Consider the following 23802-nt stretch of genomic DNA (forward strand, 5'->3'; position numbering starts at 1 on the left):
GGGGCAGGGGGAGGGTGAGGGTGAGAGTGGAGAGGGCGGCTGGAGACTGACCGGACGCAAGAGCTTCGTCATCGACGGTACGACGGCCGATCTGGTCCTGGTCGTCGCCCGTACCGTCGGCGGTCCCTCGCTCTTCGCCGTCGACAGCACAGCGCCCGGCCTGACCGCCGAGCCCATGGAGACGCTGGACGCCACCCGGGCGATGGCCCGGCTGACGCTGGACGCCGTCCCCGCGACACGCGTCGGCGCGGACGGAGCCGGCGGCCGGATCATGGCGAAGGTCCTGGACATCGCCTCGGTCGGGCTTGCCGCCGAACAGGCCGGCGGCGCCCGCCGCTGCCTGGAGACGGCGGCCGATTACGCCCGTACCCGCCACCAGTTCGGCCGGTCCATCGGCTCCTTCCAGGCGGTCAAGCACAAGTGCGCGGACATGCTCGTCCAGGTGGAACTGGCCGAGGCCGCCGCCCGCGAGGCCGCCCGGCTCGCCGCGGAGGGCTCCCCGGACTTCCCCGTCGCCGCGGGCGTGGCACACGTGGCCTGCTCACGGGCATACATGTTCACGGCGATGGAGAACATCCAGGTCCACGGCGGCATCGGCTTCACCTGGGAACACCCCGCCCACCTGTATTTCCGGCGCGCCAAGTCCTCCCAACTCCTGTTCGGGGGCCCGGCGGTGTACCACGAGCGGTTGCTCGACCGGCTCGGCATCTGACCGAACCGCTGCGCCGCCCAAGCGCTCCGCTGGAAGCGCAGTCATGAGGCTGCGGGCCGGTGGGGGCTGGTCGCGCCCACGCGGCGGAAGCCGCATATCTGATACAGCCCCGCGCCCCTTACGGGGCGCGGTACCGGGCCGGGGCCGGCGATTCCGCGCGAAGCGAGTACAGGACCGGCAGGTGGGAGTCCCCGAACGGGAGCCGGTACAGGCCGTCTTCGCTCTGGCGGAGGAAGCCGCGGGGGTCGATCTCGGTGGCGACGTGTTCGCCCAGGTGCTGTGTGGTGAGGCCCGCTTCCGCGGCCGCGGTGACGATCTCACCGAGCGAGTACGGGTACTGGACGGTGTCCTGGGCCGGTGTCGCCAGGCCCGGCTCGGCGTAGGTTCCGGTTTCCGTCTCGTGCTGGGGCTCGCCCCCGCCGTAGGGCCAGTCGACGACCAGCGGATCGAGGGAGGCGACCGTCTGGAACGCCGGGTGCAGGTCCACCAGTACGAGGCTCCCGCCGGGCTTCAGTGCCATGGCGGCGCCGCGCATCCAGGCCTTGACGTCGGCGATCCAGCACAGCACCCCGTAGGTGGCGACGACCAGGTCGAAACGGCCTGCCAGCCGCGCGGGCAGCCGCTGGGTGTCGGCCTCGACGAAGGTGGCCTCGAGACCGGCTCGTCCGGCCAGCAGCCGCGCCCGCTCGATCGCCACCGGTGAGAAGTCGACACCGGTGACCCGGGCACCCAGACGAGCCCAGTTCAGCGTGTCCATCCCGAAGTGGCACTGCAGATGGAGCAGATCCTTCCCGGTGACGTCACCCGCGAGCTCACGCTCGACGGCATAGAGCGTCTGGCGCCCGGCGAGGAACGACTCGACGTCGTAGAACCTGTCCGAGGGAGTCGAACCGTGGATGCGGGCACGCTGGTCCCACAGCGCACGGTTCAGCGCGAGGCCGTCCTCGCCGTTCGGCATGGTTTCGGTCATGCGCTGAGAGTGGCACACAGCGAACACCTCGGCGGGCGGGTTCAGCCGCGCGCGGCCTCGCCCAGCAGTGCCTTCGCGATGATGACCTGCTGGATCTGGCTCGTGCCCTCGTAGATGCGGAACAGCCGGGCGTCGCGGTAGAAGCGCTCCACGGCGACCCCGCGCATATAGCCCGCGCCGCCGTGGATCTGCACCGCGCGGTCCGCCACCCGCCAGACCATCTCGCTCGCGAAGTACTTCGTGCAGGACGGTCCGATCTTGGTGTCCTCGCCCTCGTCGAAGCCCCGGGCCGCCTCCAGGACCGTGGCGCGTCCGGCGTAGTAGTCGGTCATCGAGTCGGCGATCAGGCCCTGGACGAGCTGGAAGGAACCGATGATCTTCCCGGACTGCCTGCGCGTGCTCGCGTACGCGACCGACTCGTGGACCAGGCGCTCCGCCATGCCGACCATCAGGGCCGAGATGTGCACCCTCCCGTGCGCGATACAGCCCATCGCCGTGGCGAAGCCCCGGTTCAGGCCCTCCTCGCCACCGACGAGGGCGCCGGCCGGTACGCGTACGTCGTCGAAGTAGACGTCCGCCGTCCAGGCGCCGAACTGGCCCATCTTGTGGTCCTTCGGCGCCACCGTGAGGCCCGGAGTACCGGCAGGGACCAGGAAGGTGGAGATGCCCCGGGTGCGCGGGGCGTCGGGGTCGGTGCGGGCGAAGACCATGAAGACGTCGGCGAGCGGGGCGTTGGTGATGTACCGCTTGGCTCCGTTGATCACCCACTCGTCGCCCTCGCGATGCGCCCGTGTGGTCAGCGTCGACGGGTCGGAGCCGGCGTCCGGTTCGGTGAGCGCGAACGACGCCAGTACGTCACCGGAGGCGATCCGCGGCAGCCAGTGCGCCTTCTGCTCCTCGGTGCCGCCGACCATGAGGACATGACCCGCGATGCCGTTGTTCGTGCCGAACATCGAGCGCAGCGACGGAGTGGTGTAGCCGAGCTCGAACATCAGCTGGGCCTCTTCGTACATCGAAAGGCCAAGACCGCCGTACTCCTCGGGCAGGGCGAAGCCGAAGAGCCCCATCTTCTTCGCCGCCTCACGGATGTCCGCCGGCATCTCGTCCGTCTCGTCGATCTCCGCCTCCAGCGGCACGACGCGTTCCCGGACGAAGCGCCGGACCTCGGACAGCACCGCGCCGAAGTCATCAGCGTCCATGTCGTCTCCCTTGACTGGCCTGGTTTCTGTGACTGGCCTGGTTCCTGTTCACTGATCTGCCTCGTCCGGCTGTTGGTCCGGCTGTTCGTCCGGCTTCTCTGCCGGCCGATAGCACGCGGCGAGCAGTGCCGCCGCGCTCGCCGCACCCACCCCGGCTGCCAGCAACGCGGGCCCCGGGCCCGAGCGTTGCCGCCTCAGCAGCCCGTCGACCGAGTACCGGCCGTTGCCGAGAGCGGCCAGCGCCACGGCAGCGCCGCCGACGACTCCGACGTACTCCCAGCCGCCCTTGAAGACGAAGAAACCCTTGCCCCGGTGGTCGGTCCGGGCCGCCACGGCCATCAGGCCGACGGTCGCCGCCGCGGGGAGCGGGTTCGCGGCGCCCAGGGTGAGGCCGACGCCCGCCGCCATCTCGGTTCCCGCCGCCATCCGCGCGTGCACTTCCGCGGGCTTCAGCCCGAGGGCCTCGAACCAGCCCGTGGTGCCTTTCAGACCACCCGGCCCCGAGACCTTGTTCCAGCCGTGTGCGAAGAGCATCGGGCCGAGTGTCGCGCGCAGCAGCAGCGCCGCGACGTCGCCGCCCCGGGCCTTCACTGGCCCACTCCGGTGGCCCGGCCCGCGGGAGCGGCACCGTACAACTGCGGTACGGCCTCGACGAGTTCCTCGGGAGTGAGGGCCTCACCTGACCGGCTGGGGTGCACACCGGCCACCGTCCAGCCCTGGAGGCGGTTGAGCCGGTTGCCCTCGATGCGCAGCACCTGGCCGGTCAGCCAGGACGAGGAGTCGGAGGCCAGGTAGACGACGACGCCGGAGGCGTTGGCGGGATCACCGGGGTCGAAGCCGTCGACGGCCGGCTGTGAGGTGCCGACCGCCAGGCCCTCGGTCATCCGCGTGGTCGCGATCGGCGAGATGGCGTTCGCGGTGACGCCGTAGCGGCGCATCTCCAGCGCGGTGACGACCGTGAGGCCGGCGATCCCGGCCTTCGCGGCGGCGTAGTTGGACTGGCCCTGGTTGCCGAAAAGGCCGGTACCGGACGTTGTGTTGATGACACGACCGGCGACGCGCTCGCCCCGCTTCGACGCCTCACGCCAGTACGCGCACGCATGCCGCGTCAGCGCGAAGGTGCCCTTGAGATGGACGGCGATCACCGCGTCGAACTCGGCCTCGCTCATCGAGAACAGCATGCGGTCGCGCACGATCCCCGCGTTGTTCACGACGATGTCGAGCCGGCCGAACTCCGCGACGGTGTCCGCCACCATCGCCTCGGTCGCCGCCCAGTCGGTGACCGAGCTGTGGTTGGCGATCGCCCGGCCGCCGAGCTTGGTGATCTCGGCGACGACCTCGTCGGCGGGGGAGTCGCCGGTCTGCTCGCCGTGCACGCCCGCGCCGGGGTCGTTCACCACCACTGCGGCCCCGGCCTCGGCGAGCGCCAGGCAGTGCGCGCGGCCGAGGCCCCGCCCGCCACCGGTCACGATCGCGACCTTGTCGTCGAGGATGCCCACGCCGTACCTCCAGATCAGCTGGATCAGTTGAATTAGCTTGCTTGCCTGCTGAGTCAGCTCAGTTCGCCGAGCACTTCGTCGGTGTGCTCGCCGAGCGTCGGCGCACCCGCCCGCGGTTTCTCGTCCACACCCCAGAAACCGACAGGTGTGGCCACCGTCCGCAGCGGCGGCGCGTCACCCATGCCGGGCTGTTCGACGAACGCCCCCACCGCCTCGGCCTGTGGATCCGCGGCGACCTCCGCCAGCGTCTGGACGGGCGCCCACCACACGCCCTCCGTGTCGAAACGCACCGCCCACTCGGCCAGCGGCAGCTTCGCGAACTCCTCGTCGAAGACAGCGATCAGCTCCCGTACGTGGCCGCGCCTGGCCTTGCCCGTCGCGAACCGTTCATCCGTCCCCAGGTCCTCGCGGCCGAGCGCCTTGATGACTCCGGGCCAGTGCCGGTTGCCCTCCAGACCGACCAGCCAGAACCAGCGTCCGTCGGCGGCCTGATAGCTGTTGTAGAGCGGGGATTCGTGCTCGGTACGCGGCCGGGTGCGACCGCGCTTGCCGAAGAAGTTCTGCAGCGCGAGATCGTTGCCGTTCGCATACGTCCCGGAGCGCAGCAGCGACACGTCCACCACTCCGCCCTCGCCCGTACGCGCCCGGCGCAGCAGCGCGGCCAGCACGCCCGCCACGAGATTGGCGGCGGCGGTACGGTCGCCGAGGCCGGGGCGGATGCCGGGCGGCGGCTCACCGGCCGGGTTCAGCATCGCGGCGATACCGGGTCGCGCCCAGAACGCGGAGACGTCGTAGCCGGCCCGGTCCCGCTCCTCGCCGGTCCAGCCGTAGCCCGTCAAAGTGCCGATGACCAGGCGGGGATGGCGGACACGTATCTCCTCCGGGGACAGGCCCAGACGCTCCAACGCGCCCGGACGGAGGTTGGTGACGAACACGTCGGCGCGCTCCAGCAGCCGCTCCAGCGCGTCCTTGCCCTCCTCGGACCGCAGATCGAGGACCACACTGCGCTTGCCCCGGTTGTCCGTCTCGAAGGGCGGCGCGCTGTCGATGTCCTGACCCACGTGCCGCAGCGTGTAGCGGTTCGGGTCACCGGTCGGCGCCTCCACCTTGATCACGTCCGCGCCCCAGTCGGCCAGCATGGTGGCGGCGGCCGGAGCCGCCACCCACATGCCCAGCTCGACCACGGAAAAGCCCTCCAGTGGCCGCACGGCCCCCACCTCCACACCGGTTCGAATCTGTCGGATCGGCCGCCGCACCCGTTTGGCCGCTACACCCGTTGGTCGCTGCACCCGTTGGCTGCTGCACCCGTTGGCTGCTACACGCCGCGGAACTCCCCGGGACGCCGCTCACGGAACGCCTTCAGCCCTTCGGCGCGGTCCTCGGTGGAGAACAGCACCGAGACGGTCTCCCGCTCGTACGAGATCGCCGTCTCCAGGTCCATGCCGACCCCGTAGTCGATCAGGCGCTTGCCCGCGGCGAGCGCGAGCGGCGCACCGGCGGCCAGCCGCGCGGCCAGCGTCTCGGCGACCTTCAACGCCTCACCGGGCTCGGCGAGTTCGTTGACCAAACCCAGGTCCCAGGCCCGCTGCGCGTCGATCGGCTCGCCGGTGAGGATCATCTGCTTGGCGATCGCCGGAGGCACAAGACGCGGCAGCCGCTGTGTGCCGCCCGCGCCCGGCAGCACGCCGAGCTTCATCTCGGGCAGCCCGAGCCGGGTGCCGTGTTCCGCCACTCGAAGATCACAGGCGAGGGCGAGTTCCAGACCGCCGCCGAAGGCGAATCCGTGCAGCGCCGCCACCGAGGGCTTGGGGAAGTCCTCCAGGAGCGCGTACGCCTCGGTCAGCCGCCCCACGAAGGCACGGAACTGCCCGGGTGTCGTGAACGACTCCATCTCGTCGAGGTCGGCCCCGGCCGAGAAGGCCCGGCCCGCCCCGGCCAGCACCAGCGCCCGGACCGCCTCGTCCTCGCGGACCCGCTCCAGCGCGTCCCGCAACAGGCCGACGGTCTCGGAGCCGATCGCATTGAGCCGGCTCGGCCGGTCAAGGGTGAACACGGCCAATCCGCCGCGTACTTCGACGCGCAGCACGCTCATCAGCTCAGCCCTTTCAGACCATCGTGAGTCCGCCGCTGACCGAGAGCGTCTGCCCGGTCATGTACGCGGCGTCGTCGGACGCGAGGAAGGCCACCGCACCGGCGATGTCGGCGGGCTGGGCGATACGGCGCAGCGGAATGGCCCGAGCCGTCGCCTCGTACATCTTCTGGCTGTACTCGGCGACCTGGCCGAGCAGCGCCGTCTCGGTCGGACCCGGACAGACGCTGTTGACGGTGATGCCGTGCCGGGCGACCTCCCGGGCCAGCGCCTTGCCGAAGGCGATGACGCCGCCCTTGGTCGCCGAGTACACGACCTCGCCGGAGGAGCCGACACGGCCCGCGTCGGAGGCGATATGGACGATCCGGCCGCTCTCGCGCTCGATCATCGGGTCGAGTACGGCCCGCGTCATGGTGATGGTGCCGCGCAGGTTGACCGCGATGATGCGGTCCCAGTCCTCCTCGCGGCTGTCGGTGAAACGCCCGATCACGTCGATGGCCGCGTTGTTCACCAGGACGTCCACCGGGCCCAGTTCGGCGCTCACGCGCTCGACGGCGGCGCTCACGGCCGCACCGTCGGAGATGTCCGCGCCGACTCCGGTCGCCCGCACGCCGTACCGCTCGGCGAGCTGGGCCGCGACCTTGTCGGCGGCCTGCGGGTCCAGGTCGCAGACGGCGACGGCGGTCCCTTGTGCCGCGAGCCGGTCGGCGATCGCCTCGCCTATGCCGCGTCCCGCTCCGGTGACGAGCGCCACCTTGTCCCGTCCGCTCACATGTCCTCCACCCGCAGCATCTTCGGTTCGCCTCCGGGGCGCTCTAAGCCGGTGTCGAGAGGCCGACCGTGCTCAACCCTTCGGGCCTCCGCGCGCTCGTCCTCTCGACACCGGCAGCGCCCCTACGGCTCCACTTACCCGGTACTCGTACTCGCCTGGCTGTCGATACAGCGCTATCGTATAACTACTTCAGTTAAATAAGCGAGATGTGCGAGTGGAGCCGAGCATGCGCCGTACCATCTTCACCGCGGAACACGAGCTGTTCCGGGGCACCGCCCGGACGTACTACCTGCGCGAATGCGCTCCGTACGCCGAGCAGTGGGAGCGCGATGGCCAGGTGAGCCGGGAGGCGTGGGCCGCCGCGGGCAAGGCCGGGCTCATCGGCTGGCAGTTCCCGGAGGAGTACGGCGGTCAGGGGCTGTGGGACTTCCGCTACAACGCCATCATGGCGGAGGAGATGCACGCCACCAGCTCGGTCGGCATCGGCCTCGGGCTGCAGAACGACGTCATCCCGCCCTATCTGATGCACCTCACCACCCCGGGGCAGAAGGCGCGCTGGCTGCCCGGAGTGATCAGCGGCGAGACGATCTGCGCGCTCGCCCTCTCCGAGCCGGGAGCCGGATCCGACCTCAAGAACATCCGTACCACCGCCCGCCGCGAGGGCGACACGTGGGTGATCGACGGCTCCAAGACCTTCATCACCAACGGCATCCTCGCCGACCTGGTCATCGTGGCCTGCAAGACCGACCCGGACGCCGGACACAAGGGCATCAGCCTGATCGTCGTCGAGCGCGGAACCGAAGGCTTCGAGCGGGGCCGCAAGCTCGACAAGGTCGGCATGAAGGCCCAGGACACCGCCGAACTCTTCTTCCATGGCGTCCGGGTCCCCGCCGGCAATCTCATCGGGCAGGAGGGGCGCGGCTTCTACCACATGATGGGCAACCTGCCGACCGAGCGGCTGGCCATCGCGGTCGCCGCGCTCGCCTCCGCCGAGCGGGCCTTCGAACTGGCCCTGGAGTACGCCAAGACCCGCACCGCCTTCGGCCGGCCCATCGGCGAGTTCCAGGCCAACCGCTTCGCCCTCGCCGACATCAAGGCCCAGCTCAACGTGGCCTGGGTCTATCTGGACGGCTGCATCATGGCGCTGGTCGAGGGCGAGCTGACGGCCGACGAGGCCGCCGCGGCCAAGTACTGGACCACCGAGACCGGCTGGCAGGTCATCGACCGCTGTATGCAGCTCTTCGGCGGCTACGGCTACGTCAATGAGTACGAGATCGCCCGCATCTGGCGGGACAGCCGGGTCCAGCGGGTGTTCGGCGGAACCTCGGAGATCATGCAGGAGATCATCGGGCGCTCGCTGGGACTGTGAGCACCTGGTGGATCCATTGACTGTCTTGGATAAATAGGTTAGCTATTTACCCGAGATGCGGTGACGGCTCGAGGAGGCATCCGTGGTCACGGTCGATGTGCAGTTGCACCAGGAGAGAGCCGAGCAGGACCTGCCGCTGCCGCGGCTCGTCATCGGCGGCAAGGACGTCACCGACACGAGCGGCGGACTCTACGAGCACCGGAACCCGGCGACCGGCCTGGTCCAGTCCCACATCCCGCTCGCGGGCCCCGCCGAGGTGGACCAGGCCGTGGCCGCCGCCCGGCAGGCCTTCGAGGTGTGGGGCACCATGCGCCCGGCCGAACGGCGCCGCCTGCTCACCCGCTTCGCGCAGTTGATCCGCGACCACATCGAGGACTTCGCGGCGATCTGCCCCCTGGAGAACGGCGTCTGCATAGGCGGCTGGGCCGAGAACGTGGGACCGCACGTCGCCGACTGGACCGAGTACTACGCCGGCTGGGCCGACAAGATCGAGGGCATGGTGGGCGCCGCCTACAGCCCGCACGAGAACGTCGAGTACACCATCGCCGAGCCGTACGGCGTCATCGGCCACATCATCACCTGGAACTCACCCGCGCTCTCGCTGGCGATGAAGGTCCCGCCCTCGCTCGCCGCCGGCAACACCGTGGTCATCAAACCGGCCGAGAACACCCCGTTCTCCGCGCTGCTCTTCGCCGACCTTGCCCGCGAGGCGGGTATCCCCGACGGCGTCATCAACGTCGTCACCGGACTCGGCGACGCGGGCGAGGCCCTGGTCTCCCACCCCGGCATCGACAAGATCTCCTTCACCGGCGGGCCCGCCACCGCGCGCCGCATCATGGAGACCGCGGCCCGCAGCCTCAAGCCCGTCCTGTTCGAACTCGGCGGCAAGTCCGCCAACCTGCTCTTCGCCGACACCGACCTGGACAGCGTCGTCCCGTACTGCGCCGCCTTCGCCATGAGCAACACCGGCCAGGGCTGCGCGCTCCCGACCCGGCTGCTGGTCGAGCGTTCCATCTATGACGAGGTCGTCGCGCGTGTGACCGGCGTCGTGGCGCATCTGCCCGTCGGCGATCCGCTCGAACCGACCACGTACATCGGCCCGTTGGTCAACGCCGTGGCCCGGGACCGGGTTCAGGACGTGATCGACAAGGCGATCGCCGGTGAGGCCGGCCGACTGGTGTACGGCGGGGAACGCATCGAGTCCGACGGGTACTTCGTGACCCCGACCGTGTTCGCCGACGTCGACAACCGCAGCGATCTGGCTCAGCAGGAGATCTTCGGTCCGGTCCTGGCCATCACCCCCTTCGACACGGAGGAGGAGGCGGTCGCGCTGGCCAACGACACCGAGTACGGACTGTCCGCCTACATCCAGTCCCGCGACATCGGGCGGGTCAACCGGCTCGTGCCGCGCCTCAAGGCCGGGACCGTCTACGTCAACCCCGGCCCCAACCCCATCACTTCGCCCGCGACGCCGTTCGGCGGCGTCGGCATCAGCGGATTCGGCCGCGAGGGCGGCAGGGCAGGGCTGGAGGAGTTCATCAGCGTCAAGGGCGTCGGGATCAGCCGTGCCTGACGCCGTGCCTGACGGAGCCTCACATTCAGGAGTGAGTTCAGTGAATCACGCCCGTCGTCTGACCTTCGGCGATCTCATCCGTGAGCACCGCCGCTCATACCCCGACGCGATCGCCCTGGTCGACGGCGAAGTCCGGCTGACCTGGCCGGAGTTGGACGAGCGCACCAACCGGCTCGCCGACGCGCTCACCGTCGCCGGGGTCGGACCCGGCGACCGGATCCTGTGGCTGGGCCAGAACTCGTTCCGGATCTGGGAGCTCCTCGGCGCCGCCGCGAAGACCGGCGCCATGGTCTGCCCCGGCTACTGGCGCTGGGCCGCCCCGGAGATGGCGTACGCGATCGAGGACTTCGACCCGCGCGTGATCGTCTGGCAGGACGAGGAGATCGGCGACACGGTCGCCAAGGCGCGGGCCGAACTGGGCAGCGACCACCGGGCGTTGTGGCTGCGCCACGATGCCGAGGGTGAGGGTGAGGGTACGTACGAATCCTTCCTCGCCACCGGTTCTCCCGAGGATCCTCAGATCGACGTGGACCCCGACTCCGCCCTCCTCGTCATCTACACCGCGGCGATCAGCGGGCGGCAGTCCGGCTCCATGCTCTCCCACCGCAATCTGCTCGCGATGGGCGCGAGCGCCGCCTGGATGGGCGACATCGGCCAGGAGACCGCCTTCCTGGGCGCCGGGCCCATGTTCCACATCGGCAACTACCAGTTCTGGGGCGTCCCCGCCTTCGTGCACGGCGGCAAGAACGTCGTCGTCCGCCGCGTGATCGCCGAGGAACTGCTCCCGCTGCTGGCCGCCGAGCGCTGCACACACGCGTATCTGATGCCCCCGACCATCGCGCAACTCGTCGCGCTCAACCGCGAAGCCGGCCACGACCTGTCCCACCTGCGAGCGAGCGTCGCCGCACCGGTGTGGGAGGGCACGGTGCCCACGGACACCAGCCGTTTCACCCGCAACGGCGGCGGCGAGGGCCGCGGCTACGGGCAGACCGAGGTGACCGGGTTCGCCGTCACCGGAGCCTATGGCGGGACGGGCGCGGGCAATGCGGGACGGCCGGGGCCGTTCACCGCCGTACGCATCCTTGACAGCGGTGGCAAGGAGTGCGCGGTCGGCGAGGCCGGCGAGATCTGCGTCCGCGGCGACCTCGTGCACCTCGGCTACTGGAACCGGCCCGAGATCAACGAAGAACGCTTCCGCTTCGGCTGGTGGCACACCACGGACCTGGGGCGCCGGGAGGCGGACGGCACCATCAGCTTCCTCGGTACGACGACCCGCATGCTCAAGTCCGCCGCCGAGAACATCTTCCCCGCCGAGGTCGAGAACTGCATCGAGTCGCACCCCGCCGTCAAGGAGGCCGCCGTCATCGGCGTCCCGAACGAGCGCTGGGCCCAGGACGTCAAGGCCGTCGTCGTCCTGCGGGACGACACCGAGGTCACGGCCGAGGAGATCATCGAGCACTGCCGGGCCCGTATCGCCTCGTACAAGAAGCCCAAGACGGTGGAGTTCATCGACGCCCTGCCCCGCACCGGCGGCTACGCCAAGGACTACGACGCGCTCGACGCCCGGTTCGGCGGCGGAGGCTACCCCGGCGGCGACACACTGGGCGCGGGACGGTGACACCGTGACCGGCCGTCAGCCCGTCGTCGCGGGTGTGTACGCCACGGAGCAGGCCCTGTCCCTTCCTCATCGGGATGCCATGGACCTCGCCCTCGAAGCGGTGCGGGGTGCGGTGGCGGACGCCGGTCTGGAGCTGTCGGACATCGACGGGGCGCAGGTCGACTGGCCAGGACCCGGCGGCGTACCGGGCGAGGGCAGTTCCTGGGCCCGCATGCTGGGCCGGGACCTGCGCTGGACCAGCGACTCGATGCTCGACAACGCGGGCTCCCGGGGCCTGCTGAAGGCGGCGGCCGCCGTGCGCGCCGGGTTCGCGGACACCGTCGTGGTCGGCGGCTGCAAGCTGGTCTCGCGCGGCGTGGGACCGGTCGGCGCCGGCGTACCGCTGGAGTTCACCGACGTCTGGGGCAGCTATGTCGTCGCCCAGTTCGCGCTGGTGGCGGCCCGGCGCATGCACGAGTACGGCACCACCTCCCGCCAGCTCGCCGAGGTCGCCGCCACGATCCGCAACAACGGCACCACCAACCCCGAGGCGATGATGTACGGGCGTGGCCCCTACACCGCCGACGACGTACTCGCCTCCCGCATGGTCGCCACCCCCTTCCACCTCCTGGACTGCTGCATCGTCGGCGAGGGCGGCGCCGCGCTCGTGGTCACCACCGCCGAACGGGCCCGCGACCTGCCGCACCCGCCGGTCGCCGTGCTCGGCGGCGCGATGGAGTACCACCAGGCCGCGTACGCCAATCCGGCGCTCCACCGCGAGGTGGGGATGCTAGGCCGCGACGCCGCCACACGCGCGTACGCGATGGCCGGGATCGGCGCACACGACGTGGACGTCTTCTCCCTCTACGACCCCAACTCCTTCGAGATCATCCGGCAGTTGGAGGCCCTGGGGCTGTGCGGCGAGGGCGAGGGCGGGCCGCTGGCCGCGAGCGGGGCCATCGCCGTGGGGGGCAAGCATCCCGTCAACCCGGACGGCGGCTGTCTGTCGTACGCGTGGAACGGCACCCAGCAGATGACGCTGAAAGTCGTCGAAGCGGTACGGCAGTTGCGCGGCACCGCCGTGCACCAGATCACGGACGCGGAGCTGGCCGTCGTCGGCAACGCCGGGTCAGGGGCGCAGCACTACGAGATGAGCGTGCTGGGGAGGACCCGATGAACGGCAGGCCTGTTCCGGTGCCGACGGAGTTGTCGGAGCCGTTCTGGGCGGCGGCCCGGCGCGGCGAACTGGTCATCCCGTACTGCCCTTCCTGCGACCTGCGGTTCTTCGTGCCGGAGCCCGCATGCCCGGGATGCATGTCACGGGACTGGCGCTATGAGCCGAGCGCGGGCCGGGGGACCGTCTACTCGGTGACGGTGGTGCACCGAGCGCCCGGTCCCGGCTTCGACACACCCTTCGCGCTCGCCGTGATCGACCTGGACGACGGCGGCACCCTGCTGTCCCATGTGGACGCCGGCGACCCGGACGGCGTCGTCATCGGCCTGCCCGTCCGCGTGGACTTCCGCCCCTTCACGGACGAGATCACCCTGCCTTATTTCGTACCGAACCTGCCCTGAGCTGCCGCCGATCGCCATCGGGTCACATTTCAAACACCGAAAATCACTAAGTGTATTGAGATGACTCTTTTAGGCGATAGCATCTGCGCGTCATCGTGCGGGCCCATAGGAGCGGCCTGTCACTCCTAGCATCACTGGGGACCTCAGTGGCAGTGCATGCGCGTGCGTCAAAGAGGCAAGACCCTCAAGGCTTTACGGAGAAACCTCAAGGCCCTACGGAGAAAGTCGTCAGACGGCAGCTGTCCCTGCGGACGGTTCTGCTCATCCTCGCGCTGGTGCCGAGCGTGACCCTGCTCGCCCTCTGGGCGACGACCTCCGCGCAGTTGTACGGGGACTGGCGGCAGCAGAAGGAACGCAACGACGCGTCCACCCAGGCCGCACGTCCGATCATGGCCGCCTTCTTCAGCCTTCAGGAGGAACGACGGCTCAGCGGTGCGGCGCTGGCCGATCCGGGGGCCTACCGGACGGAGTTGCGCAAGCAGCGCCTGCGCACCGACGCGACGGTGAAGAGCGTCCAGGAACTGCCCGGCAGCGGGTGGAGCGCCCCGGACGACATTCGCCGCAACGTCGAAGAGGTCGGCAGGGATCTGCGCCAACTGGCCGACTACCGGGCCGGGGTGGACCAGCGGACCGCTTCCCAGCAGCAGACGTTCGACCGCTACACCGGCCTCATCTCCACCGACCTAGAGCTGTTCACCGTACTGAGCCATGTGGGTCTCGCCGAGATCGAGTACCTCGCCAAACCGGCCATCGACTCGGTCTGGGGCATGGAGATGATCTCGCGCGAGAACGCCCTGTTCACCCGCGGCTCGGTGACCGGACGACTCTCCGGCGCCGAGCGGGGCCAGCTGGCGGGATGGATCGGCGCCCAGCGGTTCATCTACGACAACAAGGTCGTGGCGCTCCTCCCCGATGACCAGGCCAAGCAGTACCAGGAGCTGATGGCGGGCGACACGTGGAAGGGGAAGACCTCGGTCGAGCAGGACGTGCTCCGCGGCGTCGCTTCCGGGTCCGGCTCGGACGCGTTCCCCGCCAAGCTCGGCAAGACGTGGAGCGCCGGTGTCGGAGAGATCACCGGGCGCCTCCAGGAACTCAACGCCGCCTACTCGACCACCCTGACCGCGGCCACGGACAGGGAGCTGGAGGCGATGGTGACGCGGCTGATCGCCGCGAGCGTGCTGGGTGCGGTGGCCGTGATCGTCGTCGTGCTGGTCAGCGCGCTGCTCACCCGTATGCTGCGCCGCCGGATCTTCGCCCTGCGGCAGGCCGCCCTGGATCTGCAGACCCGGATGCCGGACGTGGTCGACCGCATGCGGCGCGGAGAGCCCGTCGACCCGGACGCCGAACTCCCGCCGATCCAGCACGGCCAGGACGAGCTCGGCCAGCTGGGACAGGCGCTCAACCAGGCCCGCCACAGCGCGCTGGACACCACGATGGCTCAGGTCGGACAGTTCCGCGGATTCGAGAAACTGCTCCAGCGCATCGCCCGCCGCACGCAGCTGCTCATCGGCCTCCAGATGAAGAAGCTCAGCGAGCTGGAGCGCCGGCACGAGGACCCGGAGGTCCTCGAGGGCCTCTTCGACCTCGACCATCTGACCGCCCGCCTGCGGCGATACGAGGAAAACCTGGTGATCCTCGGCGGCGGTCAGCCGCAGCGGCGCTGGCGCAAGCCCGTACTGGTACTTGATGTGCTCCGCTCGGCACAGAGCGAGGTGCAGGACTACCGGCGGATCCAGATCGAGGTCGAGGGCCAGGTCTGGCTGTCCGAGCGCGCGGTCGGCCTGGTGGTCCATGTGCTCGCCGAACTCATGGAGAACGCGGTGGGGTTCTCCAGGCCGCCGACCCCGGTGGAGGTGTACGCGGCCCGGGTGGGGCGCGGTCTCGCGGTGGAGATCGAGGACCGCGGCATAGGAATGACCGCCGAGGAGTACGAGGAGGCGAACCGGCTGATGGCCGAGCCGCCCCGTATGGACGTCATGTCGCACGCGGACGACGTCAGGCTCGGCCTCTATGTGGTCGCGCGGCTGACGCAGGTGCTGGGCATCCAGGTGGAGCTGCGGCCCTCGTCGTTCGGCGGCACCCGGGTGGTCGTGCTCATCCCCGTCGAACTCGTCGTCGAGAGTCCCGAGAGTTCCGAGAGCCCTGAAGGAACCGGGACAGGGACCGGGCCCGGGCCGGACCGCGCCGGCGTTTCCGTCTGGCCGACCCCGGACCTGGTGGTGGCGACCCTGCCGACCGCCGCGCACGGGCCGGCCGCTGCGCACGGGCCACCCCCGCACGTCAGCCGTGCCGAGACGAGCCACGTCGGCGTGACCGGGTCCGCCGCCGCGGTCCGGAACGGGCCGTGGTTCGGGTCGCCGCCTCCTGCCGATGTGCAGGGCGGCCCACCGCCGGTGAACGCCCCGGAGATGGTCGAACCGCTGCCCAAACGAGTACGCATGGCCAGTCTGGTCGACGAACTGCGGGACCCGGCCGCGAGTGTGCGGGCACATCCGGCCGACGTGGGGACGGAGCGGACGGAGCACCGGCTGTCCGTGCCGCCGGCCCGCTCCGGTGCGACGATCGGCGCGTTCCAGCGTCAGTCCCGGATGGCCCGGCAGGGCGCTCTCCACGGAGAGCACGGCACCGGAGTCCACGGCCCGGGAGAGCACGGTCCCGGAGAGCACGGCCCCGGAGAAGACAGCGCCGAAGACCTCGGTGCACGAGGCCATGGTCCCGGCGGTCACGGCCCCGGCGGCCACGGCTCCACCGAAGTTCTGCCGCTCCAACGACGGATCCCTACGGAAGACTGACCCATGACACAGCGAACGACTCCCGCACAGCGGACGACGGCCACCCTTCAGGACCTCGACTGGCTGCTGGACGGCCTCGTCGAACAGGTCCCCGGCACTCAGCACGCCATCGTGCTGTCCGACGACGGGCTGGTGGTCAGCCAGTCCCGCTCCATCGCGCGGCGCGACGCCGAGCGGCTCGCCGCCGTGGCCACCGGCCAGCAGAGCCTGGCCCGGGGCGTCGGGACCCTGTTCGGCGGGGGTTCGGTGCACCAGGTGATCGTCGAGATGACCGACCTGTGGCTCTTCATCTCCGCCGCGGGCAGTGGCACCCACCTGGCCGTCGTGGCGTCTCAGGAGGTCGACGCCGAGCTGATGGCCGTGGCCATGCACCAGCTCATGCAGCAGGTGGGACGGCGACTGGGCGCCGAGGCGCGCCTCGGTCCCGCTCCCGAGGGCGGTGTACGTGAGTGAGCCACTGGATGGACGAACTGGGGTCGGACGACGCGGAGGCGCTGTCCGTACGGCCGTACACCATCACCCGGGGCCGGACGGCTCCGGCACGCGATGACCTCACCCTCATCACCCTCGTGACGACCGCCGAACCTGAACCGGGCCGGACCGGTTCCCGCGGTCTGCAACCCGAGCACCGCGCGATCCTCCAGCAGTGCCGCAGACCCTCGGCGGTGGCCGAAATCGCCGCCGAACTGGATCTGCCCGTGTCGGTGACGAAGATTCTGATCGACGATCTGGTCGTGCTCGCCAAAGTGACGACACGTCCGCCGATCGCCATGGCGGCAGGAAGCGAATTGGACATGACAGTTCTTCAGGCGGTGAGAGATGGTCTTCGCCGACTTTGACCTGGCCGACGACACCCGCATGGGCGCGGCCCCCGCGGCGGTCAAGATCCTCGTTGCCGGCGGCTTCGGCGTGGGCAAGACGACCCTGGTCGGCGCGGTGAGCGAGGTGACGCCGCTGCGCACCGAGGAGTACCTGACCGTCGCGAGTGTGGGCGTCGACGACGTCGGAGGCATCGAGAACAAGTCCACCACCACGGTGGCGATGGACTTCGGCCGTATCACCGTGCATCCCCGGCTGGTGGTCTACCTGTTCGGCACGCCCGGCCAGGAGCGCTTCTGGTTCATGTGGAACGACCTGGTGCACGGCGCCCTCGGCGCGGTCGTCCTGGCCGACACCCGACGCCTGGAGTCCAGCTTCGCGTCCATCGACTTCTTCGAGAGCCGTGGCGTTCCCTTCGTGGTCGGCGTCAACTGCTTCCACGGCCGCATGGACCGCACCGAGGAGGAGGTCCGTGAAGCACTGACCCTCGGCCCGGGAGTTCCCCTGGTGATGGGGGACATGCGCCAGAAGACGGTGGGCCGCGATCTGCTGCTCGCCCTGGTCGAGCATCTCATCGCCATCTCGATAACCTAGCTTAAATAGTTATCTAATAGAGTACGATGGTCCTCGCCGGTGTTCGAGCGCTCTGTCCTGCGGGCCGGGCGGGAGGTGGGGCCAATGGTGAGTGCGTCGGATGGTCGCCGCGGTGGTGGGGTGAACGGCGTCCGCGTGCGGGTCCCCAAGATGGCCGAGCTGGTGGCCGCCCAGCTGCGCCGCAAGATCGTGCGCGGGGAACTGGCGGAGGGGGAGGCGCTGCCCGCCGAGTCGGCGCTGATGGCGGAGTTCGCCGTGTCGCGGCCCACGCTGCGCGAGGCCTTCCGGGTGCTGGAGTCGGAGTCGCTGATCAGTGTGCGCCGGGGCGCGCGGGGCGGGGCCCGCGTCCAGATTCCCGAGCAGACGGTGGCCGCCCGTTACGCGGGCGTGGTGCTGGAGTACCGGGGCACGACCCTCAAAGACGTCTACGACGCCCGTACGGTGCTGGAGGCGCCGTGCGCCGGACTGCTCGCCGGGCGGCGCACGGACGAGGACCTGGAGCGACTGCGGGCCGCGGTCGCCGAGGCCGAGCTGCTGATGGACGACCCGTCGGCCTTCATCCGCGCCCATATGGAGTTCCACGCCCTGGTGGTCGAACTCGCGGGCAACGAGACGCTGGCCGTACTGGGCGGCATGGTCCGCCACATCATCGACCAGGCGAACTGGTCCCACGTCGACCTCGACGCCGGCAGCCCCGAGAACATCCGGGCCAACCGCCGGGGCTTCCGCGCCCATGTCGCACTCGTCGACCTGATCGCGGCGCGTCGCGCGGAGGCCGCGGAGGAACTGTGGCGGGTCCATCTCCAGGAGGCCGAGGACTATCTGCTGCAGAACAGATCCATGACGACGGTGCTGGACCTGCTCGGCTGAGGGGACCCGCTCGGACGTCGAAGAGCAAGCTCAGGCATCGGGGGCCGTGTAGACGCGTTCCCCCTCCACGAAGGTCTCCAGGACCCGGGTGGCCGCGATCTCCTCGGGCGGCCCCGTGAACGGGTCCCGGTCGAGGACGACCAGGTCGGCCGCCTTGCCGACGGTGAGGCTGCCGGTGAGGGCGTCGAGCTGGTTCACGTAGGCGCTGCCCGCCGTGTACGCGGCGATGGCGGCACCCAGGTCGAGGCGCTGTTCGGGCAGGAACTCGGGGGTGCCCTCGGGTGCGTTCGGGGAGACGCGGTTGACGGCGACATGGAGGGCCTGGAGCGGGTCGGGGCTGCTGACCGGCCAGTCGCTTCCCGCGGCGAGCGTCGCCCCGGCGCGCAGCAGATCTCCGAACGGATACTGCCGGGTGCCGCGTTCGGGGCCCAGGAACGGCAGGGTCAGTTCGTCCATCTGCGGTTCGTGGGCGGCCCACAGCATCTGCAGGTTGGCGGTGGCGCCGAGCGCCCGGAACCGCGGTATGTCGTGCGGGTGGACCACCTGGGCGGCCTGCACGGCGTCGAGCGCTTCGCGCACGGCCCGGTCACCGAGGGCGTGGAAGTGGACCTGGAAGCCGAGTGCGTCGAGCTCGGTGACGTACTTCTTCAACTCGCCGGGGTCGACGAAGCTGATGCCGCTGGTGTCAGAGACACAGCCGCAGCCGGAGCCGGTGAGGTACGGGTCGAGCATGGCGGCGGTGTGGTTCTCGGCGATGCCGTCCTGCATGATCTTCACCGTGCCGGCGTGGAACCGCCCCTTGCTCAACTCCGCGCGCCGCGCGACGAGTTCGGGGATCTGCTCGGCGCCGCGTTCGCGGTCCCACCACAGTGCGCCGACGACGCGGGCGGTGAGGAGTCCCCGGTCCAGGAGCGCGTGGTAGGCGGGTGCCGGGTCGGTCATGTTGGCGTAAGCGCCGATGATGGCGTCCTGCCAGGCGGTGACACCGTGGGAGTGCAGTACGGCCTGCGCCCGTAGCAGCGCGGCCAGTTGTTCCTCGGGCGTGGGATCGGGCACCAGTCGGCCCACGAGGTGGACGGCGCCCTCCTGGAGCATGCCGGTCGGGTTGCCCTCGGCGTCGCGTTCGATCCGGCCGTCGGCGGGGTCCGGGGTACGGGCGTCGATGCCGGCCCGCTCCAGCGCCCGGGTGTTGACCCAGGCGCCGTGGTGGTCCCGGTTGGGCAGGAAGACGGGCCGGTCGGGGACGATCGCGTCGAGGGCGGCGGCGCTCGGCGTGCCGCCGGGGAAGGCCTCCAGGGACCAGCCGCCGCCGGTGATCCATTCGGCCTCCGGGTGCTCGTCGGCGTACCGACTGATGCGCCGCAGGTACTCGGCGGGGTCGACGGTGTCGGCCAGATGGCACAGACCGAGTTCCAGGCCCGCGCCCTGCGGGTGCACATGGGCGTCCTGGAAGCCGGGCAGCAGCAGCTTCCCGGCGAGATCGACGACCTCGGTGCGCGGCCCGATCAGCGCGTGCACCTCGTCGTGGCCGACGGCCGTGATCCGCCCGCCGCGCACGGCCACGGCGGTGGCGCGGCTGCGGGCGGGATCGACGGTGTGGACGGTTCCGCCGGTGAGGACTAGGTCGGCGGGGCCCGTGACCTGGGACTGCGACATGGGGGTGAACTCCATGGAGGGGGTGTGGTGAAGGGGGCGGTGATTCAGACGGTCGTGGATTCAGACGGCTGTGCGGTCCATGGGGAGGGTGAGGACGTCGGCGTCGGTGCCGCGTCCGGTGGTGAAGTACGGCGAGCGGCGGACGTACTTGGCGACCGCGGCCATACCGAGGCCGGCGAGGATGATGACAGCGGGCAGGGAGAACATGAACCACCCGTTGTCGGGGCTCAGTTCGAAGTGATCGCTCATGGTCAGGTACGAGTATCCGAGATAGCCGCCGAGGATCAGCAGCACCGGACCGGACACGGCGGGCACGCCCACGGCGAGCACGGCCGTACGCGGCCCGTCGAGGAGGCGGTCGACCGCACCGTCTGCGCCGCCCGCACCTCCTGGCGGAACCGGGCCCGGAACGTGCGGTCCTCGGCGTGCTCGGCCCGCACCACCTTCACGGCCAGCCGCATACCGGTGCCCGCCTCGGCGAGATAGACCTCGCCCATGCCGCCCGCGCCGAGTCTGCCCAGCAGGACGTACGGGCCGATTCGCCGAGGATCCACAGTGCGCAGCGCCTGCATCCCGTACCCCCCTGATCGCTCATGCGATGCGTACGGCCGCCGAGCCGAGCGTATCCGCTGAGTGTGCGTCAGGGCAGGGGGAGCCGGGACGTCCGAGGGCCCGTCCGCCTCTCGCGAACAGGTACCGCAAGACCAGGCCGGGCCTCAGCTGTTGCGCAGCTCCTGCACGATCGGCTCCCACACCTCGGCGTCGATGTCGTACGCCGCGTAGAACGACACCCGGTCGACCAGCGCCCCGTACCTCCGGCGGATCTCCGCGGCCACCCGCTCCGGCTCCGCCACCACCGCGAAGGCGTGCAGGACCTCGTCGTCGACGAGGCCGCCCATGGCCTCCCACTTGTCCTCGCGGGAGGACTTCGACAACGCGTACAACTCGTCGCCGAGTTCGCCCCAGCCGTGCAGTTCAAGGACGCCCCGATACGCGGGCGTGCTGCCGTAGAAGGCGATCTGGCGCCGGGTGCCGTCCACCGCGCGGGCCAGCTCCTCCTCCGTGCGCCCGGTCGCGGTGAGCAGGAGATGGCTGACGGAGAAGTCCGAGCGCGTCCGGCCGGATCGCACGAGACCGGCCTCGACGGTCGGCAGGGTGACCTCGCGCAGATACCGCTCGGTGGTGAAGCCGTGCGCGAGGAGTCCGTCCGCCACCTCGCCGGCCACCCGGGTCATCGACTCCCCGACGGCGGCCACGTACACCTTCGGCGCACCGGCCGGGGCGGGCGGGGGAGAGAAGAAGGGGGCCATCAGGGTGTGCGTGTAGAAGTCGCCGCGGAAGTCCAGCTTCTCGCCGTCGTTCCAGGCGGCCCAGATGGCGCGCAGCGCGCACACGTACTCCCGCATCCGGGCCGCGGGCCGGCTCCACGGCATCGAGAAGCGCCGCTCGATGTGCGGCTTGATCTGGCTGCCGAGACCGAGCGAGAAACGCCCGCCGGAGTAGGCCTGCAAGTCATGTGCGGTGTACGCGAGTTGCATGGGGGAGCGGGCGAAGGCCACCGCGATGGCCGTGCCGACCTCGAGCCGGTCGGTGTGCTCGGCGGCGAGCAGCAGCGGCAGGAACGGGTCGTGCTTGGACTCCGAGGCCCACAGTCCGTCGTACCCGGCCTTCTCGTGGTGCCGGGCCTCCTCGGTCACCTCGGCGGTGCCCCACACGTTCAGCTTGCCGTCCACCTTCATGCGGATCCTCCGACGATGTCCAGGTCCAAACCGATGCGCCGCGCGAGCAGTTCCCGGTGGTACGCCGGGTCGCCGAAAAGTAGTTGCGAGGTCTTCGCCCGCTTCAGATACAGGTGGGCGGGGTGCTCCCAGGTGAAGCCGATGCCGCCGTGCACCTGGATGTTCTCGGAGGTGGCCAGCAGACAGGCGTCGGAGCAGAACGCCTTGGCCAGGCTTGCCACGGCGGGCAGCTCCGGGTCCTCGCCCTCGGCCGCGAGCAGCGCGTAGTGCGCGGCGGCCCGCGCCGACTCCACCTCCAGCAATACATCGGCCAGGAGATGCTTCACGGCCTGGAAGGAGCCGATGGGCCGCCCGAACTGCTGCCGCACCTTGGCGTACTCCACCGCCATGTCGAGCGCGCGGCCCGCGACCCCGACCTGTTCGGCCGCCAACGCCACCACGGCACGGTCGAGGACCTCCCTCACGAGCTGCCATCCGTCGCCGTGCGTACGCAGCCGCGTCGCAGGCACCTCGTCGTACTCAAGCCGTGCCTGCCGCCGGGTCGGATCCATCGTGGGCAGCGGCTCACGGGTCAGGCCGGCCGCGTGGCCGTCCACCCAGAAGATCCCCATACCGTCATCGGTCCGCGCGACAGTGAGGACGAGATCGGCGGTCGCCCCGTCCAGTACAAAGGTCTTGTGGCCGCTCAGCAGCCAACTCCCCGCCGATTCCCGGGCGGTGAGTCCCACACCCTCGGCGTCCCAGCGGGCGGAGTCCTCGCTCAGCGCCAGGGTCGCGACCAGTTCACCGGCGGCCAGGCCCGGCAGCAGCCGCTTGCGGGCCTCCTCGTCGTCCGAGCGAAGCAGCGTGGTGGTGGCCAGGACGGCGGAGGCGAGGAACGGGGTGCAGGTCAGTGCCCGGCCCAACTCCTCCATCACGACGCCCACTTCGACGAGTCCGCAGCCCGCGCCCCCGTACTCCTCGGGGATCGCGAGCCCCTGAAGACCCAGCTCCGAGCCCATCCGCCGCCACAGCGCCCGGTCGAAGCCCTCGGGCGCCTCCATCAGCCGCCGCACCTCCGTCTCGGGCGAGGTGTCCGCCAGGAACGCCCGTACGGTGCGCCGCAGTTCCTCCTGCTCGTCGCCGAACGCGAAGTCCACGTGACCATTCCTCTCCGGTTCAGCGTGCGGCGCGCGCCGCGATGATCTTCTCGACGATCGCGATGTGGTCCGGCGCGTGCATGCTGTCCTGTTCCGCGAGCAGAGCCGGTTCCAGTACGGCGGCGATGGCCTGCTCCAGATGCAGGTTCACCGCACGCTTGGTCTCCCGCAGTGCCTGGACGGGCAGCGCGGCCAGCCGCCCGGCGAGGTCCATGGCCTCGGCCATGAGCTTGTCGTCCGGCACGACACGGTTGACGATGCCCAGCCGGACCGCGTCCTGCGGGGACACGCGGTCGCCCAAGAAGAGGAGTTCCTTCGCCCGGGCCAGACCGACGATCAAGGGGAGTACGAGCGCGCCGCCGTCGCCCGCGACCAGACCGACCTGGACATGCGGATCGGCGATATGGGCGCCCTCGGCGATCAGGACGAGGTCGCTGAGCAGGGCGAGGCTGCAGCCGAGGCCCACCGCGGGTCCGTTCACCGCCGCGATGACCGGGAGTGGGCAGCGGACCATGCCCAGGATGATCCGCCGGGCCTCGTCGACGTTCTGCTCCCGGAAGGCACTGTCCCGCTGGACCCGGGTCATGATGTCGAAGTTGCCTCCGGCGCTGAACGCACGCCCGCGCCCGGTGAGCACCACCACCCGTGCCTCCGGGTCGGCCGCGACGGTGTCCCACACCGACGCGAGCCCCGAATGCAGCTCCTCGCTCATCGAGTTGAGCTGGTCCGGCCGGTTCAGCTCGATCAGCCGGACCGGCCCGCGGGCCGTCACCACCAGATCCGTCATCGCCACCGCCATCAGCCAGGAGAGAGTCATCAATGAGTCAGTAGAGTTGAA

Annotated in this window: 23 protein-coding genes and 1 pseudogene; 11 read left to right on the plus strand and 13 right to left on the minus strand. The window is 70.3% G+C overall.

What is annotated here, in order from left to right; translation table 11 throughout:
• On the plus strand, positions 1–712 hold a 712-nt coding region (locus G5C60_RS19635), incomplete at its 5' end, for an acyl-CoA dehydrogenase family protein (RefSeq protein WP_165261029.1).
• 118 nt (positions 713–830) lie between these two features.
• On the opposite strand, the gene G5C60_RS19640 is transcribed toward G5C60_RS19635, so the two are convergent.
• The 7 genes from G5C60_RS19640 to G5C60_RS19670 form a co-directional block, all read right to left on the minus strand.
• Positions 831–1682: a class I SAM-dependent methyltransferase gene (locus tag G5C60_RS19640; protein ID WP_206439727.1), complete on the minus strand. Its 852-nt coding sequence runs from the start codon at positions 1680–1682 to the stop codon at positions 831–833.
• Between the two features lie 41 nt (positions 1683–1723).
• On the minus strand, positions 1724–2881 hold the full coding sequence (locus tag G5C60_RS19645; RefSeq protein ID WP_165261032.1) for an acyl-CoA dehydrogenase family protein: 1158 nt from the start codon (positions 2879–2881) through the stop codon (positions 1724–1726).
• 48 nt (positions 2882–2929) lie between these two features.
• Entirely contained in the window at positions 2930–3472 is a 543-nt protein-coding gene (locus tag G5C60_RS19650; RefSeq protein WP_165261035.1) for a DoxX family membrane protein, read from the minus strand.
• Complete coding sequence (locus tag G5C60_RS19655; protein ID WP_165261038.1) at positions 3469–4380, minus strand: SDR family NAD(P)-dependent oxidoreductase; 912 nt, start codon at positions 4378–4380, stop codon at positions 3469–3471. The genes G5C60_RS19650 and G5C60_RS19655 overlap by 4 nt, the downstream gene beginning before the upstream one ends.
• 53 nt (positions 4381–4433) lie before the next feature.
• Complete coding sequence (locus G5C60_RS19660; protein ID WP_165261041.1) at positions 4434–5588, minus strand: CoA transferase; 1155 nt, start codon at positions 5586–5588, stop codon at positions 4434–4436.
• Positions 5589–5695: 107 nt separating this feature from the next.
• Positions 5696–6472, minus strand: coding sequence for an enoyl-CoA hydratase/isomerase family protein (locus G5C60_RS19665; protein ID WP_241266919.1), 777 nt, complete (start codon positions 6470–6472; stop codon positions 5696–5698).
• 13 nt (positions 6473–6485) lie between these two features.
• Complete coding sequence (locus G5C60_RS19670; RefSeq protein ID WP_165261044.1) at positions 6486–7241, minus strand: glucose 1-dehydrogenase; 756 nt, start codon at positions 7239–7241, stop codon at positions 6486–6488.
• A gap of 226 nt (positions 7242–7467) precedes the next feature.
• Between G5C60_RS19670 and G5C60_RS19675 the strand changes: the two genes are divergently transcribed.
• From G5C60_RS19675 to G5C60_RS19720, 10 genes are all read left to right on the plus strand, one after another.
• Positions 7468–8610 (plus strand): acyl-CoA dehydrogenase family protein, encoded by a 1143-nt coding sequence (locus tag G5C60_RS19675; protein WP_165261047.1) that lies wholly within the window; start codon positions 7468–7470, stop codon positions 8608–8610.
• 82 nt (positions 8611–8692) lie between these two features.
• A complete protein-coding gene (locus G5C60_RS19680) occupies positions 8693–10183 on the plus strand; it encodes an aldehyde dehydrogenase family protein (RefSeq protein ID WP_165261050.1) in 1491 nt (496 codons plus the stop codon).
• A gap of 40 nt (positions 10184–10223) precedes the next feature.
• Positions 10224–11801, plus strand: a complete 1578-nt coding sequence (locus G5C60_RS19685) for an AMP-binding protein (protein WP_338145868.1) — start codon at positions 10224–10226, stop codon at positions 11799–11801.
• Between the two features lie 4 nt (positions 11802–11805).
• The gene (locus G5C60_RS19690; RefSeq protein ID WP_165261056.1) at positions 11806–12957 is read left to right on the plus strand and encodes a thiolase C-terminal domain-containing protein; all 1152 of its coding nucleotides are present in this window, start codon (positions 11806–11808) and stop codon (positions 12955–12957) included.
• Positions 12954–13355 carry a Zn-ribbon domain-containing OB-fold protein gene (locus G5C60_RS19695; protein WP_165261059.1) on the plus strand — a complete coding sequence of 134 codons (402 nt, stop codon included), beginning with the start codon at positions 12954–12956 and terminating at the stop codon, positions 13353–13355. Before G5C60_RS19690 ends, G5C60_RS19695 begins: the two co-directional genes overlap by 4 nt.
• A gap of 275 nt (positions 13356–13630) precedes the next feature.
• Positions 13631–16147 (plus strand): nitrate- and nitrite sensing domain-containing protein, encoded by a 2517-nt coding sequence (locus G5C60_RS19700; RefSeq protein ID WP_165261061.1) that lies wholly within the window; start codon positions 13631–13633, stop codon positions 16145–16147.
• Between the two features lie 3 nt (positions 16148–16150).
• Positions 16151–16600, plus strand: a complete 450-nt coding sequence (locus G5C60_RS19705; protein WP_165261064.1) for a roadblock/LC7 domain-containing protein — start codon at positions 16151–16153, stop codon at positions 16598–16600.
• 8 nt (positions 16601–16608) lie between these two features.
• Positions 16609–16986: a DUF742 domain-containing protein gene (locus tag G5C60_RS19710; protein ID WP_165261067.1), complete on the plus strand. Its 378-nt coding sequence runs from the start codon at positions 16609–16611 to the stop codon at positions 16984–16986.
• Positions 16967–17560 carry a GTP-binding protein gene (locus G5C60_RS19715; protein WP_241266920.1) on the plus strand — a complete coding sequence of 198 codons (594 nt, stop codon included), beginning with the start codon at positions 16967–16969 and terminating at the stop codon, positions 17558–17560. Before G5C60_RS19710 ends, G5C60_RS19715 begins: the two co-directional genes overlap by 20 nt.
• A gap of 120 nt (positions 17561–17680) precedes the next feature.
• Positions 17681–18430, plus strand: coding sequence for a FadR/GntR family transcriptional regulator (locus G5C60_RS19720; RefSeq protein WP_338145869.1), 750 nt, complete (start codon positions 17681–17683; stop codon positions 18428–18430).
• 30 nt (positions 18431–18460) lie between these two features.
• Here the strand turns inward: G5C60_RS19720 and G5C60_RS19725 are convergent, their stop codons facing one another.
• The 6 genes and pseudogenes from G5C60_RS19725 to G5C60_RS19750 form a co-directional block, all read right to left on the minus strand.
• The gene (locus G5C60_RS19725) at positions 18461–20101 is read right to left on the minus strand and encodes an amidohydrolase (protein WP_241266921.1); all 1641 of its coding nucleotides are present in this window, start codon (positions 20099–20101) and stop codon (positions 18461–18463) included.
• A gap of 45 nt (positions 20102–20146) precedes the next feature.
• A pseudogene (locus G5C60_RS19730) lies at positions 20147–20434 on the minus strand (amino acid transporter); the annotation flags it as partial.
• Positions 20371–20640: a hypothetical protein gene (locus G5C60_RS19735; RefSeq protein WP_420907391.1), complete on the minus strand. Its 270-nt coding sequence runs from the start codon at positions 20638–20640 to the stop codon at positions 20371–20373. The gene G5C60_RS19735 and the pseudogene G5C60_RS19730, both read right to left, overlap by 64 nt.
• Before the next feature lie 162 nt (positions 20641–20802).
• Positions 20803–21825 (minus strand): LLM class F420-dependent oxidoreductase, encoded by a 1023-nt coding sequence (locus tag G5C60_RS19740; protein ID WP_165261074.1) that lies wholly within the window; start codon positions 21823–21825, stop codon positions 20803–20805.
• Positions 21822–22964, minus strand: coding sequence for an acyl-CoA dehydrogenase family protein (locus G5C60_RS19745; RefSeq protein ID WP_165261077.1), 1143 nt, complete (start codon positions 22962–22964; stop codon positions 21822–21824). The genes G5C60_RS19740 and G5C60_RS19745 overlap by 4 nt, the downstream gene beginning before the upstream one ends.
• A 19-nt stretch (positions 22965–22983) precedes the next feature.
• A complete protein-coding gene (locus G5C60_RS19750) occupies positions 22984–23781 on the minus strand; it encodes an enoyl-CoA hydratase/isomerase family protein (protein ID WP_241266922.1) in 798 nt (265 codons plus the stop codon).
• Positions 23782–23802 lie beyond the last annotated feature (21 nt).

Origin of the sequence: Streptomyces scabichelini (assembly GCF_011045015.1) — a bacterium.
GTDB lineage: Bacteria > Actinomycetota > Actinomycetes > Streptomycetales > Streptomycetaceae > Streptomyces > Streptomyces scabichelini.